The 26,858-nt window shown below is 41.7% G+C and carries 25 protein-coding genes; 24 read left to right on the top strand and 1 reads right to left on the bottom strand.

The annotated features are described in order from the left end of the window. The first annotated feature begins 1 nt into the window (after nt 1). From nadE to B7725_RS02055, 14 genes are all read left to right on the top strand, one after another. The gene (gene nadE, locus B7725_RS02120) at nt 2–826 is read left to right on the top strand and encodes an ammonia-dependent NAD(+) synthetase (RefSeq protein ID WP_009730374.1); all 825 of its coding nucleotides are present in this window, start codon (nt 2–4) and stop codon (nt 824–826) included. A 155-nt stretch (nt 827–981) separates the two neighbouring features. Next, a complete protein-coding gene (locus tag B7725_RS02115) occupies nt 982–1,533 on the top strand; it encodes a GNAT family N-acetyltransferase (RefSeq protein ID WP_009730373.1) in 552 nt (183 codons plus the stop codon). 163 nt (nt 1,534–1,696) lie between these two features. Continuing rightward, a complete protein-coding gene (gene ccdA2 / locus B7725_RS02110; RefSeq protein ID WP_000370893.1) occupies nt 1,697–2,407 on the top strand; it encodes a thiol-disulfide oxidoreductase-associated membrane protein CcdA2 in 711 nt (236 codons plus the stop codon). Nucleotides 2,408–2,420: 13 nt separating this feature from the next. Next, nucleotides 2,421–2,984, top strand: a complete 564-nt coding sequence (locus B7725_RS02105; RefSeq protein ID WP_084874332.1) for a redoxin family protein — start codon at nt 2,421–2,423, stop codon at nt 2,982–2,984. Between the two features lie 9 nt (nt 2,985–2,993). Beyond that, on the top strand, nt 2,994–4,106 hold the full coding sequence (gene msrB, locus B7725_RS02100; protein WP_084874331.1) for a peptide-methionine (R)-S-oxide reductase MsrB: 1,113 nt from the start codon (nt 2,994–2,996) through the stop codon (nt 4,104–4,106). Between the two features lie 70 nt (nt 4,107–4,176). Then, the gene (locus B7725_RS02095) at nt 4,177–4,914 is read left to right on the top strand and encodes a response regulator transcription factor (protein ID WP_084874330.1); all 738 of its coding nucleotides are present in this window, start codon (nt 4,177–4,179) and stop codon (nt 4,912–4,914) included. Then, nucleotides 4,911–6,602, top strand: a complete 1,692-nt coding sequence (locus B7725_RS02090; RefSeq protein WP_084874329.1) for a cache domain-containing sensor histidine kinase — start codon at nt 4,911–4,913, stop codon at nt 6,600–6,602. Before B7725_RS02095 ends, B7725_RS02090 begins: the two co-directional genes overlap by 4 nt. A 114-nt stretch (nt 6,603–6,716) precedes the next feature. Then, on the top strand, nt 6,717–7,280 hold the full coding sequence (locus B7725_RS02085) for a TIGR01440 family protein (protein WP_162278995.1): 564 nt from the start codon (nt 6,717–6,719) through the stop codon (nt 7,278–7,280). 2 nt (nt 7,281–7,282) lie between these two features. Continuing rightward, complete coding sequence (locus B7725_RS02080) at nt 7,283–13,141, top strand: ZmpA/ZmpB/ZmpC family metallo-endopeptidase (protein WP_084874327.1); 5,859 nt, start codon at nt 7,283–7,285, stop codon at nt 13,139–13,141. 74 nt (nt 13,142–13,215) lie between these two features. Then, nucleotides 13,216–14,937 (top strand): aminodeoxychorismate synthase component I, encoded by a 1,722-nt coding sequence (gene pabB / locus B7725_RS02075; protein WP_084874326.1) that lies wholly within the window; start codon nt 13,216–13,218, stop codon nt 14,935–14,937. Continuing rightward, entirely contained in the window at nt 14,938–15,555 is a 618-nt protein-coding gene (locus B7725_RS02070; RefSeq protein ID WP_084874325.1) for an alpha/beta fold hydrolase, read from the top strand. Nucleotides 15,556–15,615: 60 nt separating this feature from the next. After that, the gene (locus B7725_RS02065) at nt 15,616–16,401 is read left to right on the top strand and encodes an excalibur calcium-binding domain-containing protein (RefSeq protein ID WP_084874324.1); all 786 of its coding nucleotides are present in this window, start codon (nt 15,616–15,618) and stop codon (nt 16,399–16,401) included. A gap of 99 nt (nt 16,402–16,500) precedes the next feature. Continuing rightward, a complete protein-coding gene (locus tag B7725_RS02060) occupies nt 16,501–17,460 on the top strand; it encodes an ROK family glucokinase (protein WP_084874323.1) in 960 nt (319 codons plus the stop codon). A gap of 97 nt (nt 17,461–17,557) precedes the next feature. Continuing rightward, a complete protein-coding gene (locus B7725_RS02055; protein WP_084874322.1) occupies nt 17,558–18,397 on the top strand; it encodes a thymidylate synthase in 840 nt (279 codons plus the stop codon). A 41-nt stretch (nt 18,398–18,438) separates the two neighbouring features. Here the strand turns inward: B7725_RS02055 and B7725_RS02050 are convergent, their stop codons facing one another. Further along, nucleotides 18,439–18,609 (bottom strand): DUF3042 family protein, encoded by a 171-nt coding sequence (locus B7725_RS02050; protein WP_084874321.1) that lies wholly within the window; start codon nt 18,607–18,609, stop codon nt 18,439–18,441. A gap of 120 nt (nt 18,610–18,729) precedes the next feature. Between B7725_RS02050 and miaA the strand changes: the two genes are divergently transcribed. The 10 genes from miaA to B7725_RS02000 all read left to right on the top strand — a co-directional run bounded on the left by miaA (nt 18,730) and on the right by B7725_RS02000 (nt 26,841). After that, the gene (gene miaA / locus B7725_RS02045; protein ID WP_084874320.1) at nt 18,730–19,614 is read left to right on the top strand and encodes a tRNA (adenosine(37)-N6)-dimethylallyltransferase MiaA; all 885 of its coding nucleotides are present in this window, start codon (nt 18,730–18,732) and stop codon (nt 19,612–19,614) included. Next, nucleotides 19,607–20,845 carry a GTPase HflX gene (gene hflX, locus B7725_RS02040; protein WP_084874319.1) on the top strand — a complete coding sequence of 413 codons (1,239 nt, stop codon included), beginning with the start codon at nt 19,607–19,609 and terminating at the stop codon, nt 20,843–20,845. The genes miaA and hflX overlap by 8 nt, the downstream gene beginning before the upstream one ends. Continuing rightward, entirely contained in the window at nt 20,838–21,461 is a 624-nt protein-coding gene (locus B7725_RS02035; protein WP_000129705.1) for a hypothetical protein, read from the top strand. The genes hflX and B7725_RS02035 overlap by 8 nt, the downstream gene beginning before the upstream one ends. Nucleotides 21,462–21,475: 14 nt before the next feature. Then, entirely contained in the window at nt 21,476–22,405 is a 930-nt protein-coding gene (rnz, locus tag B7725_RS02030; protein ID WP_000354325.1) for a ribonuclease Z, read from the top strand. Between the two features lie 20 nt (nt 22,406–22,425). Further along, nucleotides 22,426–23,181 (top strand): SDR family NAD(P)-dependent oxidoreductase, encoded by a 756-nt coding sequence (locus tag B7725_RS02025; RefSeq protein WP_084874318.1) that lies wholly within the window; start codon nt 22,426–22,428, stop codon nt 23,179–23,181. A 202-nt stretch (nt 23,182–23,383) separates the two neighbouring features. After that, nucleotides 23,384–23,947 (top strand): SMI1/KNR4 family protein, encoded by a 564-nt coding sequence (locus tag B7725_RS02020; protein WP_084874317.1) that lies wholly within the window; start codon nt 23,384–23,386, stop codon nt 23,945–23,947. An 11-nt stretch (nt 23,948–23,958) separates the two neighbouring features. Further along, the gene (locus B7725_RS02015) at nt 23,959–24,396 is read left to right on the top strand and encodes a hypothetical protein (protein WP_084874316.1); all 438 of its coding nucleotides are present in this window, start codon (nt 23,959–23,961) and stop codon (nt 24,394–24,396) included. 2 nt (nt 24,397–24,398) lie between these two features. Beyond that, nucleotides 24,399–25,463, top strand: coding sequence for an ankyrin repeat domain-containing protein (locus tag B7725_RS02010; protein ID WP_084874315.1), 1,065 nt, complete (start codon nt 24,399–24,401; stop codon nt 25,461–25,463). A gap of 44 nt (nt 25,464–25,507) precedes the next feature. Continuing rightward, the gene (locus B7725_RS02005; protein WP_084874314.1) at nt 25,508–26,095 is read left to right on the top strand and encodes an SMI1/KNR4 family protein; all 588 of its coding nucleotides are present in this window, start codon (nt 25,508–25,510) and stop codon (nt 26,093–26,095) included. Next, nucleotides 26,092–26,841, top strand: a complete 750-nt coding sequence (locus tag B7725_RS02000; protein WP_084874313.1) for a hypothetical protein — start codon at nt 26,092–26,094, stop codon at nt 26,839–26,841. The genes B7725_RS02005 and B7725_RS02000 overlap by 4 nt, the downstream gene beginning before the upstream one ends. The last annotated feature ends 17 nt before the right edge of the window (nt 26,842–26,858 follow it).

The raw sequence follows: 26,858 nt of genomic DNA, 5'->3' as shown, positions 1-26,858 counted from the left end.
AATGAGTTTGCAAGAGACCATTATCCAGCAACTGGGTGTCAAGCCAGTGATTGACGCTCAGGAAGAAATCCGTCGTTCGATTGATTTCTTAAAGAGATACTTGAAAAAACACCCCTTCCTTAAAACTTTTGTACTAGGGATTTCTGGAGGACAAGACTCAACCTTAGCAGGGCGCTTGGCGCAATTAGCTATGGAAGAAATGCGAGCAGAGACAGGAGATGACAGTTACCAATTTATCGCTGCCCGCCTGCCCTATGGCGTGCAAGCTGATGAAGCGGATGCTCAAAAAGCCCTCGCTTTCATCCAACCAGATGTCAGCTTGGTTGTGAATATAAAAGACTCTGTTGATGCCATGGCCTTAGCAGTAGAAGCTACAGGCAGTCCAATGACGGATTTTAATAAAGGAAATATCAAGGCTCGTAGCCGTATGATTGCTCAATATGCGCTTGCTGGAGCCCATAGCGGAGCTGTTATTGGGACTGATCATGCAGCTGAAAATATCACAGGTTTCTTTACCAAGTTTGGTGATGGTGGTGCGGATATTTTACCCCTTTTCCGTCTCAATAAACGTCAAGGAAAACAACTCTTGAAAGAGCTTGGTGCAGACCCAGCCCTTTATGAAAAAATCCCAACAGCAGATTTGGAAGAAGAAAAACCAGGTATTGCAGACGAAATCGCACTTGGAGTCACTTACAATGAAATTGATGATTACCTAGAAGGCAAAACAATCAGCCCAGAAGCCCAAGCGACTATTGAAAACTGGTGGCACAAAGGCCAACATAAACGCCACCTACCCATCACCGTATTTGATGACTTTTGGGAGTGAAAACCTCCAGTGGAGGTTTTCAGCCCGAGTCTAGAAACGGGAAAACGAGGAACCTCTAGTGGAGGTTTTTACCCTGAGCCTAGAAATGAGAAAGCGAAGAAGGTCCGGGGGACCTTTTTAGCTTGAGCCTTAAGCTTAGAAAGCGAGGTAACATCATGAAAGCAATCGGTACGCAAACGTTGCAGACGAAACGATTGATTTTGAGAAGATTTGTGGAAAGTGATGCAGAAGCTATGTTTGAAAATTGGGCTTCGTCTGCTGAGAATCTGACCTATGTCACCTGGGATCCCCATCCTGATGTCGATGTGACTCGAAACTCAATTCGCAATTGGGTTGCCTCTTATGCCAATCCCAACTATTACAAATGGGCGATTTGCCTCAAGGAAAACCCAGAACAAGTGATAGGTGATATCAGCATCGTTGATATGGATAAGAACGATTCTTCTTGTGAAATTGGGTATATTTTAGGAAAAAATTATTGGAGCCGAGGTATGATGACGGAGGCCTTGAAAGCTGTCTTAGACTTTTGTTTTACTCAAGCAGGCTTTCAAAAGGTCAGAGCTCGTTACGCCAGTCTTAACCCAGCTTCAGGCCGTGTGATGGAGAAGGCTGGAATGTCCTATCTAAAAACTATTGCCAATGGTGTGGAGAGAAAAGACTACGTTTCGGACCTTATTTATTACCAGATAATTAGGGAAGACAGGTGATTTTCTTTTCTGTTTCTATCAAAGTCAGACCTTGTCTGGCTTTTTTTGTACCATATTTCTGAATAAACTGATTAAATTCCTATTTTTTCCTATCATTGTCCCTGTTTTTTCTTAGAGTTGGGAATTATAATAGACTTAACAAATCAAAGAATGGAGGAAGGCAATGGACAATGTATTCTTTTTTATCAGTGTTTTTCTTGCTGGAATTCTTTCCTTCTTTTCTCCTTGTATTTTACCCTTGTTGCCGGTCTATGCAGGGGTCTTGTTGGATGATAAGAATGATGCTCAGGCTTCTAGTGGAAAAATTTCAATCTCACTTGTTAGTTTAGTGCGAACTTTGGCCTTTATAGCGGGGATTTCTTTTATCTTTATCTTACTGGGCTATGGAGCTGGTTTTTTAGGTAATTTGCTGTATGCTTCTTGGTTTCAGTATGTGACAGGTGCAGTTATCATTCTCTTGGGCTTACACCAGATGGAAGTCTTACATTTGCAAGGGCTCTACAAGGAAAGAAGGCTACAATTAAAGAGACAGGGGCAAAAGGGTAACGGCTATAGTCAGGCATTTTTACTGGGGTTGACCTTTAGTTTTGCTTGGACGCCATGTGTAGGGCCGGTTCTGGGGTCTGTTTTGGCCTTAGCGGCTTCAGGTGGTTCAGGAGCTTGGCAGGGAGCTGGTCTCATGTTGGTTTACACGCTGGGTTTGGCGCTACCATTTTTGGTTCTAGCTCTTGCTTCCAGTTATGTTTTGAAACATTTCCGAAAACTCCATCCTTACCTCGGAACCCTCAAAAGAGTGGGTGGTTTCCTCATTATCGTGATGGGAATCTTGGTGCTTTTGGGAAATGCTTCCATTTTGACTACATTATTTGAATAGAGAGGAAAAAGAAATGAAAAAATGGCAAACATGTCTCCTTGGAGTAGGCTCAATCTGTTGTTTGGCAGCCTGTTCGGCTAAAAATATGTCAGACGAAGCTACTATGAAGGAGCAAACCAAAACAGAACAAGTCAGTTCGCAAACTGCGACTAAAGGTCAGGCGGTTGCTGATTTTGAACTGATGGGAGTAGATGGTAAGACCTATCGTTTATCTGACTACAAAGGCAAGAAAGTCTATCTCAAATTCTGGGCTTCTTGGTGTTCCATCTGTCTAGCTAGCCTTCCAGATACGGACGAAATCGCTAAGGATGCTGGTGATGACTATTTGGTCTTGACAGTGGTGTCTCCTGGTCACAAAGGAGAACAAGCGGAAGCAGACTTTAAGAACTGGTACAAGGGATTGGATTATAAAAATTTACCGGTTTTAATTGATCCATCAGGCAAACTTTTGGAAAGTTATGGTGTTCGTTCTTACCCGACTCAAGCCTTTATAGACAGGGAAGGCAAGCTGGTCAAAACGCAACCAGGTTTTATGGATAAGGATATGATTTTAAAGACATTGAAAGAAATGGGGTAGAGAAAGATCATGAATGATAAAGTAAAATTGTTTGTCTTGGCAGGGGTCATTCTCCTAGCCATAAGCGGTTTCTATTTTCTATTGATGCGAAATGCAGGCCAGACAGATAGCTCGCAAATTGAGAAAGCGTCAGTTAGCCAAGGAGGAAAAACAGTGAAAAAAACAGAAGTGAGTAAAGACGCAGACTTGCACGAAATTTATCTAGCTGGGGGATGTTTCTGGGGAGTGGAGGAATACTTCTCACGCGTGCCTGGAGTGACAGATGCCGTTTCAGGCTATGCAAATGGTAGAGGGGAAACAACCAAGTACGAATTGATTAACCAAACAGGACATGCAGAGACTGTCCATGTCACCTATGACGCCAACCAAATTTCCCTCAAAGAAATCCTGCTTCATTACTTCCGCATTATCAATCCAACCAGCAAAAATAAACAAGGAAATGATGTGGGGACTCAGTATCGTACCGGCGTTTATTACACAGATGACAAGGATTTGGAAGTAATCAATCAAGTCTTTGATGAAGTTGCTAAAAAATATGACCAACCTCTGGCAGTTGAAAAGGAACCCTTGAAAAATTTTGTGGTGGCTGAGGACTATCATCAAGACTACCTCAAGAAAAATCCAAATGGCTACTGTCATATCAATGTCAATCAGGCTGTATATCCCGTCATCGATGCCAGCAAATATCCTAAACCAAGTGATGAGGAATTGAAAAAGACCTTGTCAACTGAGGAGTATGCCGTCACCCAGAAAAATCAAACGGAACGAGCTTTTTCAAACCGCTACTGGGATAAATTTGAATCCGGTATCTATGTGGATGTGGCAACTGGTGAACCCCTCTTTTCATCAAAGGATAAGTTTGAGTCTGGTTGTGGCTGGCCTAGTTTCACACAACCTATCAGCCCGGATGTTGCCACTTATAAGGAAGATAAGTCTTACAATATGACGCGCATGGAAGTAAGAAGCCGAGTTGGAGATTCTCACCTTGGTCATGTCTTTACGGATGGACCAAAGGACAAGGGAGGCTTGCGCTACTGTATCAATAGTCTTTCTATCCGCTTTATTCCCAAAGACCAAATGGCAGAAAAAGGTTATGCTTATTTACTAGATTATGTCGATTAAGAAGTCTTTCCTAAGCAGTTAGAGGAGAATTTTGCTATACTGATACTAGTAAGTGACAAAGGAGCAGAGCATGACCTACACAATCTTAATCGTAGAAGATGAGTATCTGGTAAGACAAGGCTTGACCAAGCTGGTCAATGTAGCAGCCTACGATATGGAAATCATCGGTCAGGCTGAAAATGGAAGACAGGCTTGGGACTTGATTCAAAAGCAGGTGCCAGATATCATTTTAACCGATATCAATATGCCTCAGCTAAATGGCATCCAGTTGGCCAGTCTGGTCCGAGAAACCTATCCTCAGGTGCATTTAGTTTTTTTAACTGGCTACGATGATTTTGATTATGCCTTGTCTGCTGTCAAACTAGGTGTCGATGACTATCTGCTCAAGCCCTTTTCTCGTCAGGATATTGAGGAAATGTTGGGGAAAATCAAGCAAAAACTAGACAAGGAAGGAAAGGAAGAGCAGTTACAAGATTTACTGACCGATAAGTTTGAAGGAAATATGGCCCAGAAGATCCAGTCTCATCTAGCTGATAGCCAATTCAGTTTAAAGAGCTTGGCCAGTGACTTGGGTTTTAGTTCGACTTATCTGAGCTCCTTGATTAAGAAAGAGTTGGGCATACCTTTTCAGGATTATTTGGTGCGAGAACGTGTCAAACAAGCCAAGCTCTTGCTTCTGACCACAGATCTGAAGATTTATGAGATCGCAGAGAAAGTTGGTTTTGAGGATATGAACTACTTTACCCAACGTTTTAAACAGATTGCAGGTGTGACACCTCGTCAGTTTAAGAAGGGAGAAGGTCGATGAAGCGTTCTTCTCTCCTAGTCAGAATGGTTATTTCCATCTTTCTGGTCTTTCTCATTCTCCTAGCTCTGGTTGGGACTTTCTACTATCAATCTAGTTCATCAGCCATTGAGGCTACCATTGAAGGCAATAGCCAAACGACCATCAGTCAAACTAGCCACTTTATCCAGTCTTATATCAAAAAATTAGAAACCACCTCAACCAGTTTGACTCAGCAGACGGAAGTCCTAGCCTATGCTGAGAATCCCAGTCAAGACAAGGTCAAGGGAATCCGAGATCTATTTTTGACCATCTTAAAGGCAGACCAGGATTTGAAAACGGTGGTGTTGGTAACCAAGTCTGGTCAGGTCATTTCCACTGATGACAGTGTGCAGATGAAAACTTCCTCAGATATGATGGCTGAGGATTGGTACCAAAAGGCTATTCATCAGGGGGCTAAACCCGTTTTGACACCAGCTCGTAAATCAGACAGCCAGTGGGTTATTTCTGTCACTCAGGAACTTGTTGATGCAAAGGGAACCAATTTAGGTGTGCTTCGTTTGGATATTTCCTACGAAACTCTGGAAGCCTATCTCAACCGACTCCAGTTGGGCCAGCAGGGCTTTGCCTTTATCATCAATGAAAACCATGAATTTGTCTACCATCCTCAACGTACTGTCTATAGCTCAGCGAGTGAAATGGAGGCCATGAAACCCTACATCGAGACGGGGCAGGGCTATACGCTGGATCACGAATCCTACGTCAGTCAGGAACAGATTGCAGGAACAGATTGGACGGTGATAGGCGTGTCTTCGTTGGAGAAGTTAGACCAGGTTCGGAGTCAACTCATGTGGACCTTGCTTGCTACTAGTGCCTTATCTCTTCTTGCCTGTCTCTGCTTGGTGTGGTTCAGTCTCAAACGCTGGATTGCCCCTTTGAAGGACCTAAGAGAAACCATGCTGGAAATTGCTTCTGGTACACAAAATCTGCGTGCTAAGGAAGCTGGTGCCTATGAACTGAGAGTAGTAACTCGCCAGTTTAATGCCATGTTGGATCAGATTGATCAGCTGATGGCAGCTATTCGCAGGCAGGAAGAAGCGACCCGGCAGTATGAACTTCAAGCACTGTCGAGCCAGATTAACCCCCATTTCCTCTATAATACTTTGGACACTATCATCTGGATGGCTGAGTTTCAGGATAGTCAGCGAGTGGTTCAGGTGACCAAGTCCTTGGCAACCTATTTCCGCTTGGCGCTCAATCAAGGAAAAGATTTGATTTGCCTCTCTGATGAAATCAATCATGTCCGCCAGTACCTCTTTATCCAAAAACAACGCTATGGGGATAAGCTGGAGTATGAAATTGCTGAAGATCCTGACTTTGATAATTTAGTCTTGCCTAAACTGGTGCTACAACCCCTTGTAGAAAATGCCCTTTATCACGGCATCAAGGAGAAAGATGGACAGGGACATATTAAAGTTTCCGTCTATAAAAAGGATTCAGGACTAATCATCCGCATTGAGGATGATGGCGTTGGTTTCCAAAATCCTGACGATAGTAGTCAAAGTCAGCTCAAACGTGGGGGAGTTGGTCTTCAAAATGTCGACCAACGACTCAAACTTCATTTTGGAGACAATTACCAGATGAAGATTAATTCTGCACCCGAAAAAGGGACGACAGTTGAAATATACATAAATAGAATAGAAACTAGTTAACTCCCAGTCAATTCTGGGAGTTTAATGCGTAATTGAGCAAGCTTTCTAGGTTATCTATCTTGCTAAAACGTAGAAAAAACGATATGATAGATAATGACAAAAGAGGTATCAAGTATGAAGGAAAAAGACATTCAAAGAGAAACAAGCCAGATTGTAAAAGATGTATTAGAAAAGGCCAGTTTGAAGCAGGGATCTATCTTTGTTTTGGGCCTTTCTTCTAGTGAGGTGATAGGTGGTCAGATTGGCAAGGAATCCAGCCAAGAAATTGGCGAAATCATTGTGAAGACCATCCTAGATATCCTAGAGAAAAAAGGAATTCATCTAGCCGTTCAAGGTTGTGAACATGTCAATCGTGCCCTCGTCGTCGAACGTCAGGTGGCGGAGCAGTTTGGGCTAGAAATCGTCAGTGTCCTTCCTACTCTTCATGCAGGAGGTTCGGGTCAGTTGGCAGCCTTCAAGTTTATGCAGGATCCAGTTGAGGTTGAATTTATCAAGGCCCATGCTGGATTGGATATCGGAGATACTGCGATTGGCATGCATGTCAAGCATGTTCAGGTTCCAATTCGCCCTCTTTTGAGAGAAATTGGGCATGCCCATGTAACTGCTCTAGCTAGTCGTCCAAAATTAATCGGAGGTGCGCGTGCGCAGTATCCACAAGATTCTATCAGAAAGTCATGAGAATGAAAAAGACAAAACAACAACTAGAAAAAATCACCAAATATTCGATTCGTAAGCTCACTGTTGGGGTAGGTCCTGTAGCTATCGGGGCCTTTCTTTTTGGTGCCAGTACCCTTTTAGTAGATAAGGTGCAAGCCAATGAAGTTGGTGGTGCTCATAGCGTGCATTACCGTTATCTGGCGGAGCAGGAATTGACCGAGTCTGAAAAAGCCTTGATTCACCATGAGGTTCCTACAGAATTTCAAGATGAAGATATTATTTATGTAGTTTATCGCAAGAAAGCAACTAACAGTCAACAACTTCCTTACACAGGAAGTAAAGAACTAGCCTTGGCTGGTCTTGGCTTGGCAACAGCCTCACTAGCAGTCTTTTTGGTATCCAAAAAAGGTCGCAAAGAGGTCCTAGGTGTTCTCTTGATTGGTTCTTTGGGAGCCAGCACTTTTGTACCTTATGGGACATTTGCATTTGAAAATAAAGAATTGCTTTCTTATAACCAAACTATTTCGGCCTCTACACATGAAGGTTTGGCTGAAGGGATTATCCATATTGATGGCTATGAATACATTGGTTACTTCAAGGAAGCAGAACTCCACCCATCAAGACCAGCTTCAGCTGAGAAGCCTCAGTTGCCAGTAGAAAAGCAAAGTGCAAATGAAATCGAGAAAATAGAAGTAGTTCAAGAAACACCGACTGTTGCGCCAGAAACTGTCGTTGAAAAACCTGTGGCACAAACTCCGGTTTCTCCTGCTGTTGAAGAAAAACCAGTTTTTGAGAATCCTCAGACTAGACAGGAAGAGAGCTTGGTAGAGATTCCTTTTGAAACAGTCACAAGCCCAGATGCGAATCTAGCAGAAGGAGAGACTCGTATCGTCGCAGCCGGAGTAAATGGTCAGCGTCGCCTTGTAACCAAGGTATCGATGGTTAACGGTCAAGAAGTTAGAGAAGTCATCGAAGACCAAGTAGTCCAAAATCCTGTGTCGCAAGTCATTGCAGTCGGAACTAAGAAAGAGGTGCAACCTGCTCCAACTCCAGTACCACAAGCTGAACCAACTCACCAAGTAGCTAAAGGTACACAAGAAGAAGGTAAGGCAGGACAATCCTTAACGCAACCTGAATTGCCAGAGACTCCAGTTGAAGCAAAAGGAACCCAAGAAGAAGGCAAAGAAGGTCAAGCTTTGACGCAACCAACATTACCAGATGCTCCAGTAGAAGTAAAAGGTACACAAGAGGAAGGTAAAGTAGGTCAAGCTCTTGTACAAGAACAGTTACCTGAGTACAAAGTAACTGAGGGAACCCTTGTTGAAACATCGACTACAGACCTAGACTACAAAACTGAAACGACTGAGGATCCAACCAAGTATACGGACGAAGAAACTGTCGTAAGAAATGGTGAAAAAGGTAGTCAAGTTACTAAAACAACTTATAAAACAGTAGAAGGTGTTAAAACTGACCAAGTTCTTTCAACTAGCACAGAAGTTACCAAGGAGCCTGTAAACCAACAGGTAAGTCGTGGGAAAAAACCAATTGAAGGAACTCTTGTAGAAGAAAGTCTTGAAAAGATTCCATTTAAGGAAGTTGTTAAAGAAGATGACCAACTGAAAAAAGGCTTAGAAGTTGTAGCTCAAGAAGGAAAAGAAGGCCAGAAAAAAATCACCAAGACCTTTAATACCATTAAGGGAGTTAAAACAGAGGACGCTCCAAAAGTTACAGAGGAAATCCTTGAGGCACCTCAAGACAAAATTTTGAAACGTGGTACCAAGACCTTTGAAAAACCAGTATTGACCATCACAGCAGTTGAGCCTAAGGATTTGAAGCGTACTTCAGATGTTAAGTATAGTCTAGAAAATCCAAGTAAGGCAGCCATTAAATCTATTACCTTAACTCTGAAAAAAGGTGATGAGATTGTCAAAACCTTGAATGTTTCACCAGACGACTTGACAACTACCCTGACAGATTTACAGTACTACAAGGATTATAAACTTGAAACGAAGATGGTTTATGACCGTGGTGAGGGTGATGAGGAAGAGCTTCTGAAAGAAGAACCGCTAAGACTTGACCTTAAAAAAGTTGAAATCAAAAACATCAAAGAAACAAGCTTGATGAGTGTGGATGATGCTGGTGTTGAAACAGATAAGAGCTTACTTACTGAAAAACCGACAGACGTTGCTCCACTTTACTTACGAGTGACAACTCATGATAATAAGACAACAAGACTTACGGTAAGTTCTGTTGAAGAAGTGGTTGTCGATGGAAAAACATTGTACAAAGTGGTAGCAAAAGCTCCAAACTTAGTTCAACGTAGAGCAGATGATACTTTCAGTGAAGAGTATGTTCATTACTTTGAAAAACAAAAATTAAAAGAAGGTAATGTATATTACAACTTCAATGAGCTTGTAAAAGATATGCAAGCTAACCCAACGGGTGAGTTTAAACTTGGTGCGGATCTTAATGCAGCAAATGTTCCGACTCCGAATAAACAATACGTGACGAACATTTTTAAAGGTAAGTTGTATAGTGAAGGTGATAAACGTTATGCCATTCACAATCTAGCTCGACCATTGTTCAACCGTGTTGAAAATGCTCATATTCATGACATCAACTTTGGTAATGTGAATATCAATATGCCGTGGGCTGATAAAACAGCTCCACTTGGAGATATGTTTAAGAACTCAACGATTGAGAATATTAAGGTTACGGGTAATGTGGTTGGTAATAACGACGTTACAGGTATGGTCAACAAACTAGATGAATCCAATATGCGTAATGTAGCCTTTATCGGTAAAATTGAAAGCGTGGGTAACAAAGGTTGGTGGTCTGGTGGACTTGTAAGTGAAAGCTGGAGAAGCAATGTAGATAGTTCTTATGTTGAAGCTGACATTAAAGCCAACAATGCTAAATTTGGTGGATTGATTGCCAAAGTCAACCATGGTGGAAATCCAAATGATGTTAAACAAAAAGGTCGTTTAACTAAATCTGTGGTCAAAGGGACATTGACACTCAAAACCAATAATCAAAGCGGTGGTTTAATTCACGAAAACTATGACTGGGGTTGGGTTGAAAATAACGTCAGCATGATGAAAGTGACAAATGGTGAAATGATGTATGGTTCAGGGTCAGTTGACTCAGGTGACCCATACTTCGGATTTGATTACTTCAAGAACAATGTGTATGTGAACGATGTTGCATCAGGTAACGTTTCTTATAACCGTTCAAAACAGATTAAGGGTGTCGACCAAGCAGAAGCGGATAAACGGATTGCTTCGTTCAATATCACAGCCGATAAATATGAAATCACACCATATTTGACTGATAAATTAAATCACGTAGCGTATAAAGAAGACACGTACAAAACTACTCAAGATTATAATGCAGAACGTGAACTTGCTTACCGAAATGTTGAAAAACTTCAACCGTTCTACAATAAAGAGTGGATTGTGAATCAAGGTAATAAGACTCCTGAAGGATCTAAATTATTAACTACAGAAGTATTATCTGTGACAGGTATGAAAGATGGGCAATTTGTAACTGACTTGTCAGATGTTGATCATATTATGATTCATTATGCTGATGGTACTAAGGAAGAAAAAGTTGTCACACGTAAAGCTGATTCTCAAGTCCAACAAGTTCGTGAATATAGTATCGAAGGTCTTGGTGACGTCGTTTATACACCGAATATGGTTGTTAAAGATAGAACACAATTAATCAACGATATTAAAGCAAAATTAGCAGGTGTTGAATTGATTTCACCTGAAGTGCGTGCGTTAATGGACAAACGTAACAAACCAGCTGAGAATAGTGACAATCATAAGAACAATTACATTCGTAACTTGTTCCTTGAAGAAAGCTTTGAAGAAACGAAAGCTAATTTAGATAAATTAGTCAAAGCTTTAGTTGAAAACGAAGACCATCAATTGAATAGTGATGAAGCTGCCATGAAAGCTCTTCTTAAAAAAGTAGAAGACAACAAAGCTAAAATTATGATGGCTCTTACTTATTTAAATCGTTATTATGGATTTAAATACAATGATATGAGCATTAAAGACCTTATGATGTTCAAGCCTGATTTTTATGGTAAGAACGTTAGCGTTATCGATAGATTGATTCAAATTGGTTCACGAGAACACTTCTTGAAAGGTGACCGAACTCAAGATGCTTATCGTGATGTGATTGCGGGAGCAACAGGTAAAGGTAATTTAAATGACTTCTTAACATATAACATGAAACTCTTTACAGAAGATACTGATATGAATGTATGGTATAAGAAAGCTATTTCTCATACTAACTATGTAGTTGAGAAACAATCATCTAACCCTGATTTTGCTAATAAGAAATATCACTTATATGAAAACTTAAATAACGGTGAACATGGTCGATACATTTTACCACTTCTTAATACGAAGAAGGCTCACATGTTCTTAATTTCAACGTACAATACGCTAGCGTTTAGTGCATTTGAGAAATATGGTAAGAATACAGAATCTGAACGTGAAGCGTTTAAGAAAGAAATCAATTTACGTGCACAAGAGCAAATTAATTACTTAGACTTCTGGTCAAGACTTGCTGCTGATAATGTACGTAATCAGTTGTTGAAATCTGAAAATATGGTTCCATCAGCAATTTGGGATAACCAAGATGTTCCAGGTAATGGATGGGCTGACCGAATGGGTCATAATAAGAATGGTGACTATGCTCCAGTTCGTGAGTTCTATGGACCTACAGGTAAATGGCACGGATATAACGGTATGGGTGCGTATGCTTATATCTTTTCTAACCCACAAAATTCAGAAGCTGTATACTACATCATTTCTAGTATGATTAGTGATTATGGTACATCTGCATTCACTCACGAAACGACTCATATCAATGACCGTATGGCCTACTTAGGAACATGGCGTCACCGTGAAGGGACAGATATTGAATCATTTGCTCAAGGTATGCTACAATCACCATCTCTTACGAACTATAATGGTGAATATGGTTCACTTGGATTGAATATGGCGTACGAACGTAAAAATGACGGTACACAAATTTATAACTATGATCCTAATATGTTAAGTAGTCGTGAGAAGATTGATCACTACATGAAGAACTATAACGAATCAATGATGATGCTTGATTACTTAGAAGCAGAATCTGTCATCAAGAAAAATACTGGAACTAACGATAAGTGGTTCAAGAAAATCGATAAGAAATATCGCGAAAAAGCGAGCTATAATAAGTTAGAAGGTGCACCACACCAATGGGATTTAGTTCGTGATTTAAATGATGATGAGAAGAGTATGAAACTGACAATTATTGATCAACTTGTAGATAACAACTTCGCTACTAAACACGGGCTACCAGGTAATGGTCATTACCGTACTGAAGGATTCGATTCTGCTTATACTGTTGTGAATATGATGACTGGTATTTACGGTGGCAACACAAGTAAGAGTACGGCTGGCTCAATCTCATTCAAACACAATACATTCCGTATGTGGGGCTACTACGGTTACCTTGATGGATTCTTAGGGTATGCATCTAATAAGTATAAACAAGAATCTAAAGCAGCCGGTAACGTAGGTCTAGGTGATGACTTTATCATCCAAAAAGTTTCTAAAGGTAGATTTAATACATTAGAAGAGTGGAAGAAAGAATGGTATAAAGAAGTCAGAGCTAAAGCTGAGAAAGGTTTTGTAGAAATTGAAATTGATGGTCAAAAGATTTCAACATATGAAAAACTTCAAGAGCTATTCGATGCTGCAGTTGAAAAAGACCTTCAAGGTAATAAATTTGATAATACAGTGAATCTTAAATGGAAAGTTTACAAACAACTATTGCAGAAATCAGACGGATTTACTGGAGATTTATTCACTAAATAGTAGATAGGACTAGTAAAATGAAAAAAGGTAGATCAGCTTTGTCTGTATCTGCCTTTTTGTGCTATACTTAAGGTATGCATAGAAAAACAGTGATTGATTTTAGAGCTTTGGGGGAGAGATACACCTTTACCCAGCCGATCAAAGAGTTAAAAACGAGAAATGTAGCAGAAGTGGCAGATTTGCTGGCACAAGTGGAAAGATACCAAGAGCAAGGCTATTATGTCGTGGGCTATGTCAGCTATGAGGCTGCTCCTGCTTTTGAGGAAAAACTAGCAGTTCACAAGCTTCCTCTACTGGGCGAATATTTGCTTTACTTTACCGTTCACGATAGGGTGGAAACATCGCCTATTCCTCTGACTTATGAGGAAGTAGATCTGCCTTCAAAGTGGCAGGAAGAAACATCTGCAGAGAACTATGAAAAGGCTATTGCCCAGATCCACCATCATTTGCGTCAGGGGGACACCTACCAGGTCAACTACACTGTCCAACTCAAGCAAGACTTAAACGCCAATCCTTTTGCCATCTACAATCGTATGGTGGTAGAACAGGAGGCGGGCTACAATGCCTATGTTGAACATGATGAGATGGCAGTGATTTCCATGAGTCCAGAGCTCTTTTTTGAGCAAAATGACCGTGAGTTGACAACGCGACCAATGAAGGGGACAACCCAGCGGGGAGTGACTGACCAAGAAGACCTTGCCCAGGCTAGCTGGTTGGAGCAGGATCCTAAAAATCGCTCTGAAAATATGATGATTGTGGACCTCTTGCGAAACGATATGAACCGTATTTCTGAGGTGGGGAGTGAGCATGTGGAGCGTCTGTGTCAGGTGGAGCAGTATTCGACCGTTTGGCAGATGACTTCGACCATCAAGAGTCAGTTACGACCGGATGTTGACCTAGTTGAAATCTTCCGTTCGCTCTTTCCATGTGGATCTATCACAGGAGCTCCCAAAATTGCGACCATGGAAATCATCAAGAACTTGGAGCCCCAACCCAGAGGAGTTTACTGCGGAACGATTGGTCTCTTGCTTCCAAATGGACGACGGATTTTCAATGTCGCCATTCGGACCATTCAACTGCATCAAGGGAAAGCCATCTATGGGGTTGGCGGAGGGATTACTTGGGATAGTACTTGGGAATCTGAATACCGAGAGGTTCATCAAAAGGCGGCTGTTCTCTATCGTAAACAAGCACGTTTCCAATTGATTACAACTGGGAAAATCAGCCAAAAACAACTGCTATTTGAAGATCAACATCTGGAAAGACTGACAAAGGCGAGTCGTTATTTTGCCTATCCTTTTGATCCAGAAGAACTGAGACAAAAGATAGAGGAAGAGTGCCAAGCTTGTGATTCCCACCAAGACTACCGTTTGCGAATAAGCCTCAGCAAGTCTGGAGAGATAGAACTCAGTCGCCAAATCTTAACACCTCTTAGTCCAAGCTTCTGTCAGGCCAAACTTTGCCTGCAAAAAGCGGATTTACAGCAAGCATTTACCTACTTTAAAACAACTCACAGACCACACTTAAGTCTAGGTAAACAGGAAATCATTTACCATAATGCAGCAGGAGAATTGCTTGAAACCTCTATTGGAAATCTGGTCTTAAAAATTAATGGGAAGCTCTACACACCGCCTATCAATCTTGGCATCTTGTCAGGAATCTATCGTCAGCATTTGCTAGGAAAAGGACAGGTAGAAGAGAAAATTCTGACTTTGGCAGACTTGAACCAAGCGGAAACTATCTATGGCTGTAATGCGGTCAGAGGTTTGTATGAGTTGGAATTGAGGGAAAAATAAATGAAATTGATATTTTTACATGGCTTAGGTCAGACAGCCGCAAGCTGGAAGGAAGTTCAGGATCTACTTGCCGATCATCCTTCTGAGGCCCTTGAATTGTTTCCTGTGGGAGTTGGTTCTTATCAGGAAGCCAAAAAACGGATAGCTAAATACCTATCAGAGGAGAAGAAACATTTTGTTTTAATCGGTTTATCCCTCGGTGCTACTCTTGCACTAGAGCTTTCAAGTTACGATTTGCCAAATCTTCAAGGTTTGGTCTTGTCAGGCTGTCCAGTGAAACTAGCAGGTAATATCTTGTTTAAAATCCAGTTGATAATTTTTAAACTACTTCCAAAAAGTTTTTTTGAAAAGCAGGGAGCAGACAAAGCACTCATGGTTGGTGTTTCTGAGGAATTGAAAACACTTGATTTAACCCAAGTAGCACAGAATTGTTACTATCCAACCTTGCTAATTTGTGGTAGCCAAGACAAGCCTAATCTCAGTTCTATGAGGGGCCTTCATCAATTGATGTCAGATTCTAAGTTGCAGATTATTCCTGACGGTCCTCACACACTGAACACTGACAAACCGAAGGAGTTTGCAGAAAAGACTAGAAGTTTTCTTGAATTGCTGGAATAAGTCTGGTAAAATAAAAGCGAAAGCGATATCAAAAAAGGAGAGAATAATGAAAAAAAAGTTTTGCTAAAAGTGGCTTTTGCTGCTTTTCTAGTTTGGGGACTATTTACCGAACCAGTTACTGCAGAGGAAAATATTCATTTTTCTAGTTGTAGAGAAGCATGGGAAAATGGTTACTCTGATATTCATAGAGGAGAACCAGGTTACTCTTCTAAACTAGATCGTGATGGTGATGGGATAGCTTGTGAACGTGCCAATGCACCTCGGGGAGTTTTTAAACCACGCCAGTCGGGTTCGCAATCCAATGTCACAGCTAGCGAATGGGTCAAACAGGACGGTTATTGGTATTATTTTGCTGAAAATGGGCATGCAGTTAGGAATGCTTGGCAAGGTAGCTATTACCTTAAGTCAGATGGCAAGATGGCAGCCAGCGAGTGGATTTATGATGCTAGCTATCAATCTTGGTACTATCTAAAATCCGACGGTTCTTATGCGAGAAGTACTTGGCAGGGGAGCTACTACCTTAAATTAAATGGTAAGATGGCAGCAGGTGAATGGCTATATGATTCCTATTATCAATCGTGGTATTATCTAAAAGAGGACGGAGCTTACGCCCGCAACGCTTGGCAAGGAAGTTATTATCTCAAGTCGAATGGTAAGATGGCAGCAAGTGAATGGGTTTATGACACCAGTTATCAAGCATGGTACTACCTAAAATCCAATGGTGTTTATGCTAGAAACACTTGGCAAGGGAACTATTACCTCAAATCAGATGGCAAGCTGGCTACGAATGAGCGGGTTGATGGTGGTCGCTACTATGTGGATGCTTCTGGTTTGTGGAAACCATAAAGCAAACAAATTCTAGGGAAATAATGCAAACCTTTGCACAAAACAGACGATTCTGTTATACTATATCTGTAAGCATTTTCAATTAAAAAGGAGAAGACGATGAGTCAAAAGATTATTGGGGTTGACCTTGGTGGAACATCTATCAAGTTTGCAATTTTAACTCAAGAGGGAGAAATCCAAGAAAAATGGTCTATCAAGACTAACATTTTGGATGAAGGAAGCCATATCGTAGATGATATGATTGAGTCTATTCAACATCGTTTGGACTTGCTTGGATTGTCAGCTACGGACTTCCGAGGCATTGGAATGGGATCACCTGGTGTGGTTGACCGTGAAAAAGGGACTGTTATCGGTGCCTACAACCTGAACTGGAAAACTCTTCAACCAATTAAAGAAAAAATCGAAAAAGCCTTGGGTATCCCATTCTTCATCGACAATGATGCCAACGTAGCTGCTCTCGGTGAGCGTTGGATGGGTGCAGGTGACAACCAACCAGACGTTGTCTTTATGACACTTGGTACAGGTGTTGGTGGCGGTATCGTGGCAGAAGGCAAATTGCTTCACGGTGTTGCTGGTGCTGCTGGTGAGCTTGGTCACATCACTGTTGACTTTGACCAACCAATCGCATGTACCTGTGGTAAAAAAGGCTGTCTTGAGACAGTTGCTTCAGCAACAGGGATTGTCAACTTGACTCGTCGTTATGCAGATGAATACGAAGGCGATGCAGCTTTGAAACGCTTGATTGATGACGGAGAAGAAGTAACTGCTAAAACTGTCTTTGACCTTGCAAAAGAAGGGGACGACCTTGCCTTGATCGTTTACCGTAACTTCTCACGTTACTTGGGTATTGCGTGTGCTAATATTGGTTCAATCCTAAACCCATCAACAATCGTTATCGGTGGTGGAGTATCAGCTGCGGGAGAATTCCTTCTCCAAGGCGTGCAAAAGGTCTACGACGAAAATACCTTCCCACAAGTACGCACATCCACTAAATTGGCTCTTGCAACTCTAGGAAATGACGCTGGAGTTATCGGAGCAGCATCACTTGTATTGCAGTAAAATAAAAAAGGAGAAAATTGCTTTCTAGAAGCGAGTGATTTTCCTCCTTTCTTTTTTTATGCTATACTAGTTAGGACAATAAATGAGGTGAGAGTAAATGACAAAAGCAGATACGATTTTTAAAGAAAATATAGAACGAATTCTTAAGGAAGGTGTCTTTTCTGAGCAGGCTCGTCCCAAGTACAAAGATGGAACTGTTGCCAATTCCAAGTACATAACGGGTGCCTTTGCCGAGTATGATTTATCTAAGGGGGAATTTCCCATCACAACCTTGCGTCCCATTGCAATCAAATCCGCTATCAAGGAAGTACTCTGGATCTACCAAGATCAGTCTAATAGCCTAGAAGTGCTGAATAGCAAGTACAATGTTCACTACTGGAATGACTGGGAAGTGGGAGATACGGGAACCATTGGTGAACGCTACGGTGCGGTCGTTAAGAAACACGATATCATTAATAAGATTCTCAAGCAGTTGGAAGCCAATCCCTGGAACCGTCGCAATATCATCTCACTCTGGGATTACCAAGCATTTGAGGAGACAGACGGCCTCCTTCCATGCGCCTTTCAGACCATGTTTGATGTCCGTCGCGTTGATGGGGAAATCTATCTAGATGCGACCTTGACTCAGCGTTCTAATGATATGTTGGTGGCCCACCACATTAACGCTATGCAGTACGTAGCTCTTCAGATGATGATTGCCAAGCATTTCGGCTGGAAGGTTGGGAAGTTCTTCTACTTTATCAATAACCTTCATATCTATGATAATCAGTTTGAACAAGCAGAGGAATTGCTCCGTCGTGAGCCGTCAAACTGCCAACCTCGTTTGGTCTTGAATGTGCCAGATAAGACTAATTTCTTTGATATCAAAGCCGAAGACTTTGAGTTGGTCGACTATGATCCAGTCAAGCCACAACTGAAGTTTGATTTGGCTATTTAAAAAAATAAAAAGAAGTTGAGATTTCTCAACTTCTTTTGTTGTTAATGTGATACGCGACGGCGAGCTGCCTTTTTGCGGTTTTCTTCGATGAAAGCTGCTTTTTGCTCTTCTGGCTCAATCACTTTCTTTTTAAGTGCGTATACTGCACCTGCAACGGCAGCGACAGTTCCTGCGACACCTGTTACAAGACCTTTAGCGAATCCTTTGGCCATGAGTCTTCCTCCTTTATCTTCCCGATCAGCTAGGCTCCTCAAGAGGTAGCATTTTTCTGACTGACCTTTTTGTGATATAATAATAGTAACGAAAAAATGGGAATTTTTCAAGGGAAAAAGATGAAAACAAAAATAATTGTGATTGTTGGACCGACTGCTGTTGGGAAGACAGCCCTTGCTATTGAGGTAGCCAAGCGCTTTGGTGGAGAGGTGGTCAGCGGTGACAGTCAGCAAGTTTATAGAGGGGTGGATATTGGTACGGCCAAGGCCAGCCCAGAGGAGCAAGCAGCTGTTCCTCATCATTTGATTGATGTCAGAGAGGTGACCGAGTCTTACTCGGCTTTTGATTTTGTTTCGGAAGCTAAGAAGGCTATTGAGGATATTCAAAGCCGTGGCAAGCTAGCCATTATTGCTGGTGGTACAGGGCTTTATATCCAGAGCTTGCTGGAAGGATACCATCTAGGTGGAGAAACACCTCATGAGGAGATTTTAGCTTATCGGGCTAGCTTGGAGCCTTATTCAGATGAGGAATTAGCCCATCTCGTGAAGCAAGCAGGTCTTGAAATTCCCCAGTTTAACCGTCGTCGTGCCATGCGCGCCTTGGAGATTGCCCATTTTGGTCAGGATTTGGAAAATCAAGAGACTTTGTATGAACCTCTGATTATCTGCTTAGATGATGAGCGTAGTCAGCTTTATGAACGTATCAACAACCGAGTGGATCTGATGTTTGAGGCTGGGCTTTTGGATGAGGCCAAGTGGCTTTTTGACCATTACCCTGATGCGCAGGCAGCCAAAGGAATTGGCTACAAGGAACTATTTCCATATTTCCGTGGGGAGCAGACTTTAGAGGAAGCTAGTGAGAGTCTCAAACAGGCTACCCGTCGTTTTGCCAAGCGTCAGTTGACCTGGTTCCGTAATCGCATGCAGGTGACCTTTTATCAGATAGGAGAGTCTGGCGTGAAGGGGCGTATTCTAAGCCAGATTGAGGAGTTTTTAAATGATTGAAACGGAGAAAAAAGAAGAACGGGTCCTGCTAATTGGTGTTGAACTGCAGGGCATGGATAATTTTGACCTGTCCATGGAAGAGTTGGCCAGTCTAGCTAAGACAGCTGGTGCTGTTGTAGTTGACAGCTACAGACAGAAACGTGAAAAATATGATTCCAAGACCTTCGTCGGCTCTGGTAAGCTGGAAGAGATTGCACTGATGGTAGATGCGGAAGAAATTAGCACTGTCATTGTCAACAACCGTCTGACACCACGGCAAAATGTCAATCTAGAGGAAGTTCTGGGTGTCAAGGTGATTGACCGTATGCAGTTGATTCTGGATATCTTTGCTATGCGAGCTCGAAGCCATGAAGGAAAACTTCAAGTGCATTTGGCCCAGCTTAAGTACCTCTTACCTCGCTTGGTTGGTCAGGGAATTATGCTCAGCCGTCAGGCAGGGGGAATTGGTTCCCGTGGTCCAGGTGAGAGTCAGTTGGAACTGAACCGACGTAGTGTTCGCAATCAAATCACAGATATTGAGCGTCAGCTTAAGGTAGTTGAGAAGAATCGAGCGACAGTCAGAGAAAAACGCTTGGAGTCAAGTACCTTTAAGATTGGTTTGATTGGTTATACCAATGCTGGGAAGTCAACCATCATGAACACCTTGACCAGTAAGACCCAGTATGAAACGGACGAACTCTTTGCGACTCTGGACGCGACGACTAAGAGTATCCATCTGGGAGGCAATCTTCAGGTTACCTTGACTGATACTGTTGGCTTTATCCAAGATTTGCCAACAGAATTGGTGTCCAGTTTTAAGTCAACCTTGGAAGAAAGTAAGCATGTAGACCTTCTGGTTCATGTCATTGATGCCAGCAATCCTTATCACGAGGAGCATGAAAAAACGGTTCTGTCTATCATGAAAGACTTGGATATGGAGGATATTCCTCGTCTGACCCTTTATAATAAAGCGGATTTGGTGGAGGATTTCACGCCTACTCAAACACCTTATGCCCTCATTTCTGCCAAGTCTGAGGATAGTCGTGAGCAATTGCAGGCTTTATTTTTAGAGAAAATCAAGGATATTTTTGAAGCATTTACCCTGCGAGTACCTTTTTCGAAATCCTACAAGATTCATGATTTGGAAAGTGTAGCGGTTCTGGAAGAGCGCGACTATCAAGATGACGGTGAAGTGATTACAGGCTATATTTCGGAGAAAAACAAATGGAGGTTAGAGGAATTTTATGACTGATATTAAAACCTTGGCTCTAAAATATGGGGGCTATACAAGTCTGGATAAGGTCTATCTGGATCAACTTCTAGCTGGCAAAACAGAACAAGAGCAGTTGGCTCTCATTACCCCTCCGCCCAGTGTAGTGAATGCTTACTTTGCAGAACTCTACCAGAAAAAGAGTCCTCAAGCTGCGACGGATTATTTTGCAGAACTAAGCAAGGAATTGAACCTCTACAATGCTGAGCCAAGTTTCACCTTTGAAAATAAGCCTTTCATTCGTCTTAATTTATCTGGCAAATCTTTTGGATTTTGCTACGAGAGTGAAGGACTGGGAAGGATTTTCTCTGAAAATGAAGAGGAAATCTCGAATGACTTGCTTTTTGAGATTGCGCAAATTTTCCCCCATCAGCTCGTCTTTGAAGAGTCTGGAAAGATTTACATGAAGGATGCCGGAGACGAAGAAGTTGTTAGTGTGGAGAGTCTCACAGCTTTGACAGATTTGGAAAGCTTGGCTGATGGTCGCAAGCGTCTCAAAGGCTATAGCCAAGAGGATTTATTACAAGAAGCTGTTGCTTTTTCTGGCAAGCGCTATTTCCGATCGGAAAACCGCACAGCCATGTTATATATTGATTAATTAGAAAGTATCAAATGGATATTCAATTTTTAGGAACGGGGGCTGGTCAGCCCTCTAAAGCCCGAAACGTCTCAAGTCTCGCCCTGAAACTCTTGGATGAGATTAACGAAGTTTGGCTCTTTGACTGTGGAGAAGGAACGCAAAATCGCATTCTGGAAACCACGATTCGACCACGTAAGGTCAGCAAAATCTTTATCACTCACCTGCATGGAGACCATATCTTTGGCTTGCCAGGCTTCCTTTCTAGTCGTGCCTTTCAGGCCAATGAAGAGCAGACAGATTTGGACATCTATGGACCGCAAGGGATCAAGTCCTTTGTCTTAACTAGTTTACGTGTGTCAGGTTCTCGTCTGCCTTACCGCATTTATTTTCATGAGTTTGACCAAGATTCTCTAGGGAAAATCCTTGAAACCGATAAATTCACTGTGTATGCAGAGGAGCTGGATCACACTATTTTCTGTGTTGGCTATCGTGTCATGCAAAAGGACTTAGAAGGAACCTTGGATGCTGAGAAGCTCAAGGCTGCTGGTGTCCCATTTGGTCCGCTTTTTGGAAAAATCAAAAACGGCCAGGATGTTGTTTTGGATGATGGGACTGAAATCAAGGCGGCAGACTATATCTCAGCTCCCCGTCCGGGTAAGATTATTACTATTCTGGGTGACACCCGAAAAACCAATGCTAGTGTGCGTTTAGCTGTCAATGCCGATGTCCTTATCCATGAGTCGACTTATGGCAAGGGAGATGAAAAAATTGCTCGCAATCACGGTCACTCAACCAATATGCAGGCAGCACAAGTAGCAGCAGAAGCCAGTGCTAAGCGCCTCTTGCTCAATCATATCAGTGCTCGCTTCCTCTCAAAAGATATCAGCCAGCTTAAGAAAGATGCAGCTAGTATTTTTGAGAATGTCCATGTGGTTAAAGACTTGGAAGAAGTGGAAATCTAGAAGATTGAGAAAGGATAAGTATGCGTACTATTCTCATTACCGGAGCTAGCGGTGGATTAGCCCAAGAAATGGTCAAACTCTTGCCAAATGACCAACTGATCTTGCTAGGTAGAAACAAGGAAAAACTGGCACAACTCTACGGGAATCATCCTAATGTGGAATGGATTGAAATCGACATTACTGATGACTCAGCCCTAGAAGCTCTGGTCGCTGACCTCTATCTCCGTTATGGCAAGATTGATGTCTTGATTAACAATGCTGGTTATGGTATTTTTGAAGAGTTTGACAAGATTTCTGCTCAAGACATTCACCAGATGTTTGAGGTTAATACCTTTGCTCTGATGAATCTGTCTCGTCGTCTTGGAGCTCGCATGAAGGAGAGAGGAAAAGGGCATATCATCAATATTGTCAGCATGGCAGGTTTGATAGCGACTAGCAAGTCCAGTCTTTACTCAGCGACCAAGTTTGCAGCTATTGGATTTTCAAATGCTCTGCGCCTCGAACTCATGCCCTATGGTGTCTATGTAACGACGGTTAATCCAGGACCGATTCGTACTGCCTTTTTTGACCAGGCAGACCCAGATGGGACTTATCTCAAGTCGGTTGACCGCTTCCTGCTGGAGCCAGATACGGTTGCGAAAAAAATCGTTAAGACCATAGGAAGAAATAAACGAGAGCTTAATCTCCCAGTCTTACTCAATCTAGCCCATAAGTTTTACACTCTCTTTCCTAAGCTAGCAGATAAGTTGGCAAGAGAAATCTTTAATTATAAGTGAGAAAGCTGTTCCCTTGAGGAAGGGCTTTTTGTTTTAATTAGGAGAAGTTGTTCATCAAAAATAATCCCTGAAAATACTGGTGGTTTATCCCTATTAGATAGCTTTGCGGTATAATAGAGATAAGAATGTTCATCAGAAAAAAGAAGACCTAAACTAGCTAGTTTGCTCTAGAAAATGGACTATTTATAGTCGGAGGTTGACAATGGAATTATTGACAATTGACCAAATCATTTCCATTATAGAAGAAGAAACCCTAGGGATTGACCCTGAGATAAGAGAAGGAATTGTCCTGAACCAAACAGAACTGCCTGTGTCTGAACTGGATCGTTTGAAAAAACAACTGCAAATCCAAGATTTGGATCCGATTTTTAGGAAGTATATTCTGGCCTATAACTGGGGGCAGGTCGGTTTTTTAAGTTACCAGTTTGGATATGGGGACGACACTAGTCTTACTTGGCTGATGAATCGAAATTTGGAATACCACGATTACTCTACTCTACAAGAAAGAGGCCTGATCATCATTGCAAATGGAGATCCCTACACTATTTTGCTGGATTGTCAATCTGGTGCGGTCTATGCTCTTGATGCAGAGCTGACCTATGATGAAAAAATATGGCTGGCACCAGATTTTCTAGTATTTGTGAGAGCCATGGGGACGGCCCAATTTGCAGTTTGGAAGGGTTGTGAAAGTAACTTCATCCACTTGATGACTAGAATAGGGAATGCGTCCAGCCTGATATTCTGGCAGAGTCTGGTCGGATTTTAAAGGAGCAGGTCATGGAATTTATTGTAGCTGAGGAAGGGATTCCTCAAAATATCGGATGTCAGGGAGCCCTGATTGCCTATTATGGCAGTGAGATAGAATTTCATTATGAAACCGTTCCACCACACGGTGATGAGATTTTTTCTGCCAAGTTGCCTTTGTTGGGGATTGATCTGCCCTTTTGGATCTATGGGAGAAATCTCATATTTTTAGATGCTTACTACCTCTTAGCAGAAACAGTTAAGAAAGGGACTTGGAATCCCATAACGAGTATGCTCATCAACATTCATATGGGGGAATACGCCAGCCTAGACCACTGGTACAATCATATATCTATTGAGCAAAACGGTCTTGAGTTGAAAAATGATTATGATGGAAAAGTCAGGACTTTGAAAAATATTGACAAACTTCATTGGCTTGCCCTAGATGCTGAATCAGAAGAAAGAAACTAAAAATGGCAAAGAAAAGAGTTACATTACCAAAAGAGTTTAAGGATTTAATGGATGAAGGAAATATTGAAGCCCTTAAAGCAGTCTATGATCGTTGTGAATTAACCGCTCATGATGGAAGATTTAGCTTATGTACACCTCTGCATATGGGAGGAGTCCCGGATGAATTGGTTATCTGGCTGGTAGAAAAGGGCCTAGATATCAATATCCCTGATTATTATGGAGCGACACCTTTGTATCGTCAGGCAACCATGGGAAGAGAGACTGTAAAACTATTGCTCGAATTGGGTGCAGACATTGGGAAACCCAATACCTATGGCGAGACACCTTTACATGTGGCAGCTGAGTTTTTCCATCCTAAGACAGTCAAATGCTTGCTTGAGAAGGGTGCTAATGTCAATGTAGAGAATGATATGGGAAGAACTCCACTTGCTTCAGTCTTGATGGTCTGCCGGGGAATCTATATTGCCCAAACTGCTGAAATTGCCTCTATGTTATTAGAGGCTGGTGCTAAGAAAACATCTGCTATGAAAGAAAAGGTTGAAAATATTGGCAAGGATTTTGAATTTCATCGGGAAAGTATCCATCCTGACTACATAGAGGCTGCAGATAAAGGCTTAACGAAGCTCTATGAGCTCTTCGATGTCAAGCCTGTAGAAAAACGAATAACCCACGATGGAGTTTCTCCGATTCTCGTAAAAGAAGGTAGCTGGGAGGAGCAATATGAGGAACTATGGTCTTTCTGGATTCCTTCAAGTGGAGCAGCCAAAACTGTTCAGGGAGAAGTTATTCGTATACCAGGTCGAGTTCGAGATGAACTGGATCGCAATGGTGGGGTCAACTGGGACAGGGACTATAGAAAAATGCTTCAAACTCTCCCTCAATACTTGTCTCTAGGAATCCCCCTTTCAGATCAAGAATTAGAAGAGACTAAAGAGCTTATTGCTCAAGTTCATGGGAAAGATTTTGATGATGGGCCTCGCCTAGACCGCCTGTGTCAGCTAGCTATTGCTTGGATTAAGCAAAATCCTGAACCCCTTCTCCTAGAAAAAACAAGTTATAAGCGTTAAAAAGCATTGGAAGACAGATAAAATAAAGAAATCATGGTGAAATGATGCAACTAATTGACCAAGTTAAAAAAATAGAAACTTATATTTGTGAGTGTTTTGAAGACTGGGATTTGGATGATCCTGTAGAGGAAGGATATCTGGAAGATTATCAGGGCATTTCTGGTGCTTCTGAGGAAGAGCTTCAAGCCTTTGAGGAAATATTTGGCATTCGTCTACCTGGTGACTTCAAAGAGCTTTATAGCTATAAAAATGGGAGTAAATACCTCTCTATTTTACCTTGTGTAATTGACCAGAGAGATTTGACTTTTTCTCTCATGAGTCTACAGGAAATTGAGACTTGTAAAAAGTACTTTCAAAATAGAGATGCTCTGTTAACCGAATTTCCCGACTATTTTTCTAGTCAAGACCTAGAAAACATGCATGATAGTAGAATTAAGCCCTATCTTTTTAATAAAAAATGGCTTCCTTTTGCTCAGTATTGTGACTCTTGTTATCTTATGCTGGATTTTGATCCAGACCAGGAGGGTCAGGAAGGTCAGGTTATTTGCTACATCCATGATCCAGACCAGGTGATCTATGCGGCTGAAAGCCTTACAAATCTGATTGAAGGGATAATGGATGAGATCATATGAATGGACAAATGTACCAAATAGCTTGTATCGTGGCAGCAGCTAGGAAGGCTTTAAAAAGTGGTAAAGAAATATGCTATAAGTCTGAAAAATATACAAATAAGTTGAGCTTTCAAATTTTGCCGTCAGAAAAAGGGGAAGTTATAGAACTATCTGTATCTGATTGGTTTGAAAATCTTAAGGAAAAAGGTTTGAAGGACTTAAAATTATTTTGCCCTATCTCAGTAAATGACAGAAGTATTTTAGGTTTCTCCAATACGACACAGAGTTCAATTCTCTGTTTTTATAAAGATGGGAAGGCAAGTTATTTCCTACCAAATTGGAAATCTGCTTCCGCAGGCAGGGGCTGGGATGTTACCTACACCGAGTATGAATGGGAAAGGTCTTCTCAAGACATTCCCCACTATGAAAATAATATCGAAGAATTTAAGGACATATTGGCTCGTATAGAAGATTTAGCAATTAAAATTGAATGTGACAACTTTGCCAAAGTCTTTCAATCTGCTAGAAACTGTTTGCTAGACCCAGAATCTGGTAAAGGGCTGGCAGAACCTCAAATTCCACTGCAACATCTAAGCATATTTAGAGCTGCAAGCTCAGCGGATGTTTTTGGAGGAATGGGCTCCTGGAATGATGAACCTGGATGGCTGGCACAAGATAAGGGACTGGGTCAAGTATACGATGAACTTTCAGATCAATTGCTAAGAAATATTAGATCAGCCATTCTATTTGCCATCAACGAGTGGTGATGGATTAGGAGAGAGAA

It is taken from the genome of Streptococcus oralis subsp. tigurinus, assembly GCF_002096275.1.
GTDB classification, from domain to species: domain Bacteria; phylum Bacillota; class Bacilli; order Lactobacillales; family Streptococcaceae; genus Streptococcus; species Streptococcus oralis_CN.
The sequence above is the reverse complement of the archived record's forward strand: the minus strand, read 5'-3'. Positions and strand labels throughout refer to the sequence as shown.

What these genes read in the sequence shown, in the direction of transcription:
- nadE (WP_009730374.1), top strand. Translation starts at nt 2, where the DNA reads ATGAGTTTGCAAGAGACCATTATCCAGCAACTGGGTGTCAAGCCAGTG.
- B7725_RS02115 (WP_009730373.1), top strand. Translation starts at nt 982, where the DNA reads ATGAAAGCAATCGGTACGCAAACGTTGCAGACGAAACGATTGATTTTG.
- ccdA2 (WP_000370893.1), top strand. Translation starts at nt 1,697, where the DNA reads ATGGACAATGTATTCTTTTTTATCAGTGTTTTTCTTGCTGGAATTCTT.
- B7725_RS02105 (WP_084874332.1), top strand. Translation starts at nt 2,421, where the DNA reads ATGAAAAAATGGCAAACATGTCTCCTTGGAGTAGGCTCAATCTGTTGT.
- msrB (WP_084874331.1), top strand. Translation starts at nt 2,994, where the DNA reads ATGAATGATAAAGTAAAATTGTTTGTCTTGGCAGGGGTCATTCTCCTA.
- B7725_RS02095 (WP_084874330.1), top strand. Translation starts at nt 4,177, where the DNA reads ATGACCTACACAATCTTAATCGTAGAAGATGAGTATCTGGTAAGACAA.
- B7725_RS02090 (WP_084874329.1), top strand. Translation starts at nt 4,911, where the DNA reads ATGAAGCGTTCTTCTCTCCTAGTCAGAATGGTTATTTCCATCTTTCTG.
- B7725_RS02085 (WP_162278995.1), top strand. Translation starts at nt 6,717, where the DNA reads ATGAAGGAAAAAGACATTCAAAGAGAAACAAGCCAGATTGTAAAAGAT.
- B7725_RS02080 (WP_084874327.1), top strand. Translation starts at nt 7,283, where the DNA reads ATGAAAAAGACAAAACAACAACTAGAAAAAATCACCAAATATTCGATT.
- pabB (WP_084874326.1), top strand. Translation starts at nt 13,216, where the DNA reads ATGCATAGAAAAACAGTGATTGATTTTAGAGCTTTGGGGGAGAGATAC.
- B7725_RS02070 (WP_084874325.1), top strand. Translation starts at nt 14,938, where the DNA reads ATGAAATTGATATTTTTACATGGCTTAGGTCAGACAGCCGCAAGCTGG.
- B7725_RS02060 (WP_084874323.1), top strand. Translation starts at nt 16,501, where the DNA reads ATGAGTCAAAAGATTATTGGGGTTGACCTTGGTGGAACATCTATCAAG.
- B7725_RS02055 (WP_084874322.1), top strand. Translation starts at nt 17,558, where the DNA reads ATGACAAAAGCAGATACGATTTTTAAAGAAAATATAGAACGAATTCTT.
- B7725_RS02050 (WP_084874321.1), bottom strand. Translation starts at nt 18,609, where the DNA reads ATGGCCAAAGGATTCGCTAAAGGTCTTGTAACAGGTGTCGCAGGAACT.
- miaA (WP_084874320.1), top strand. Translation starts at nt 18,730, where the DNA reads ATGAAAACAAAAATAATTGTGATTGTTGGACCGACTGCTGTTGGGAAG.
- hflX (WP_084874319.1), top strand. Translation starts at nt 19,607, where the DNA reads ATGATTGAAACGGAGAAAAAAGAAGAACGGGTCCTGCTAATTGGTGTT.
- B7725_RS02035 (WP_000129705.1), top strand. Translation starts at nt 20,838, where the DNA reads ATGACTGATATTAAAACCTTGGCTCTAAAATATGGGGGCTATACAAGT.
- rnz (WP_000354325.1), top strand. Translation starts at nt 21,476, where the DNA reads ATGGATATTCAATTTTTAGGAACGGGGGCTGGTCAGCCCTCTAAAGCC.
- B7725_RS02025 (WP_084874318.1), top strand. Translation starts at nt 22,426, where the DNA reads ATGCGTACTATTCTCATTACCGGAGCTAGCGGTGGATTAGCCCAAGAA.
- B7725_RS02020 (WP_084874317.1), top strand. Translation starts at nt 23,384, where the DNA reads ATGGAATTATTGACAATTGACCAAATCATTTCCATTATAGAAGAAGAA.
- B7725_RS02015 (WP_084874316.1), top strand. Translation starts at nt 23,959, where the DNA reads ATGGAATTTATTGTAGCTGAGGAAGGGATTCCTCAAAATATCGGATGT.
- B7725_RS02010 (WP_084874315.1), top strand. Translation starts at nt 24,399, where the DNA reads ATGGCAAAGAAAAGAGTTACATTACCAAAAGAGTTTAAGGATTTAATG.
- B7725_RS02005 (WP_084874314.1), top strand. Translation starts at nt 25,508, where the DNA reads ATGCAACTAATTGACCAAGTTAAAAAAATAGAAACTTATATTTGTGAG.
- B7725_RS02000 (WP_084874313.1), top strand. Translation starts at nt 26,092, where the DNA reads ATGAATGGACAAATGTACCAAATAGCTTGTATCGTGGCAGCAGCTAGG.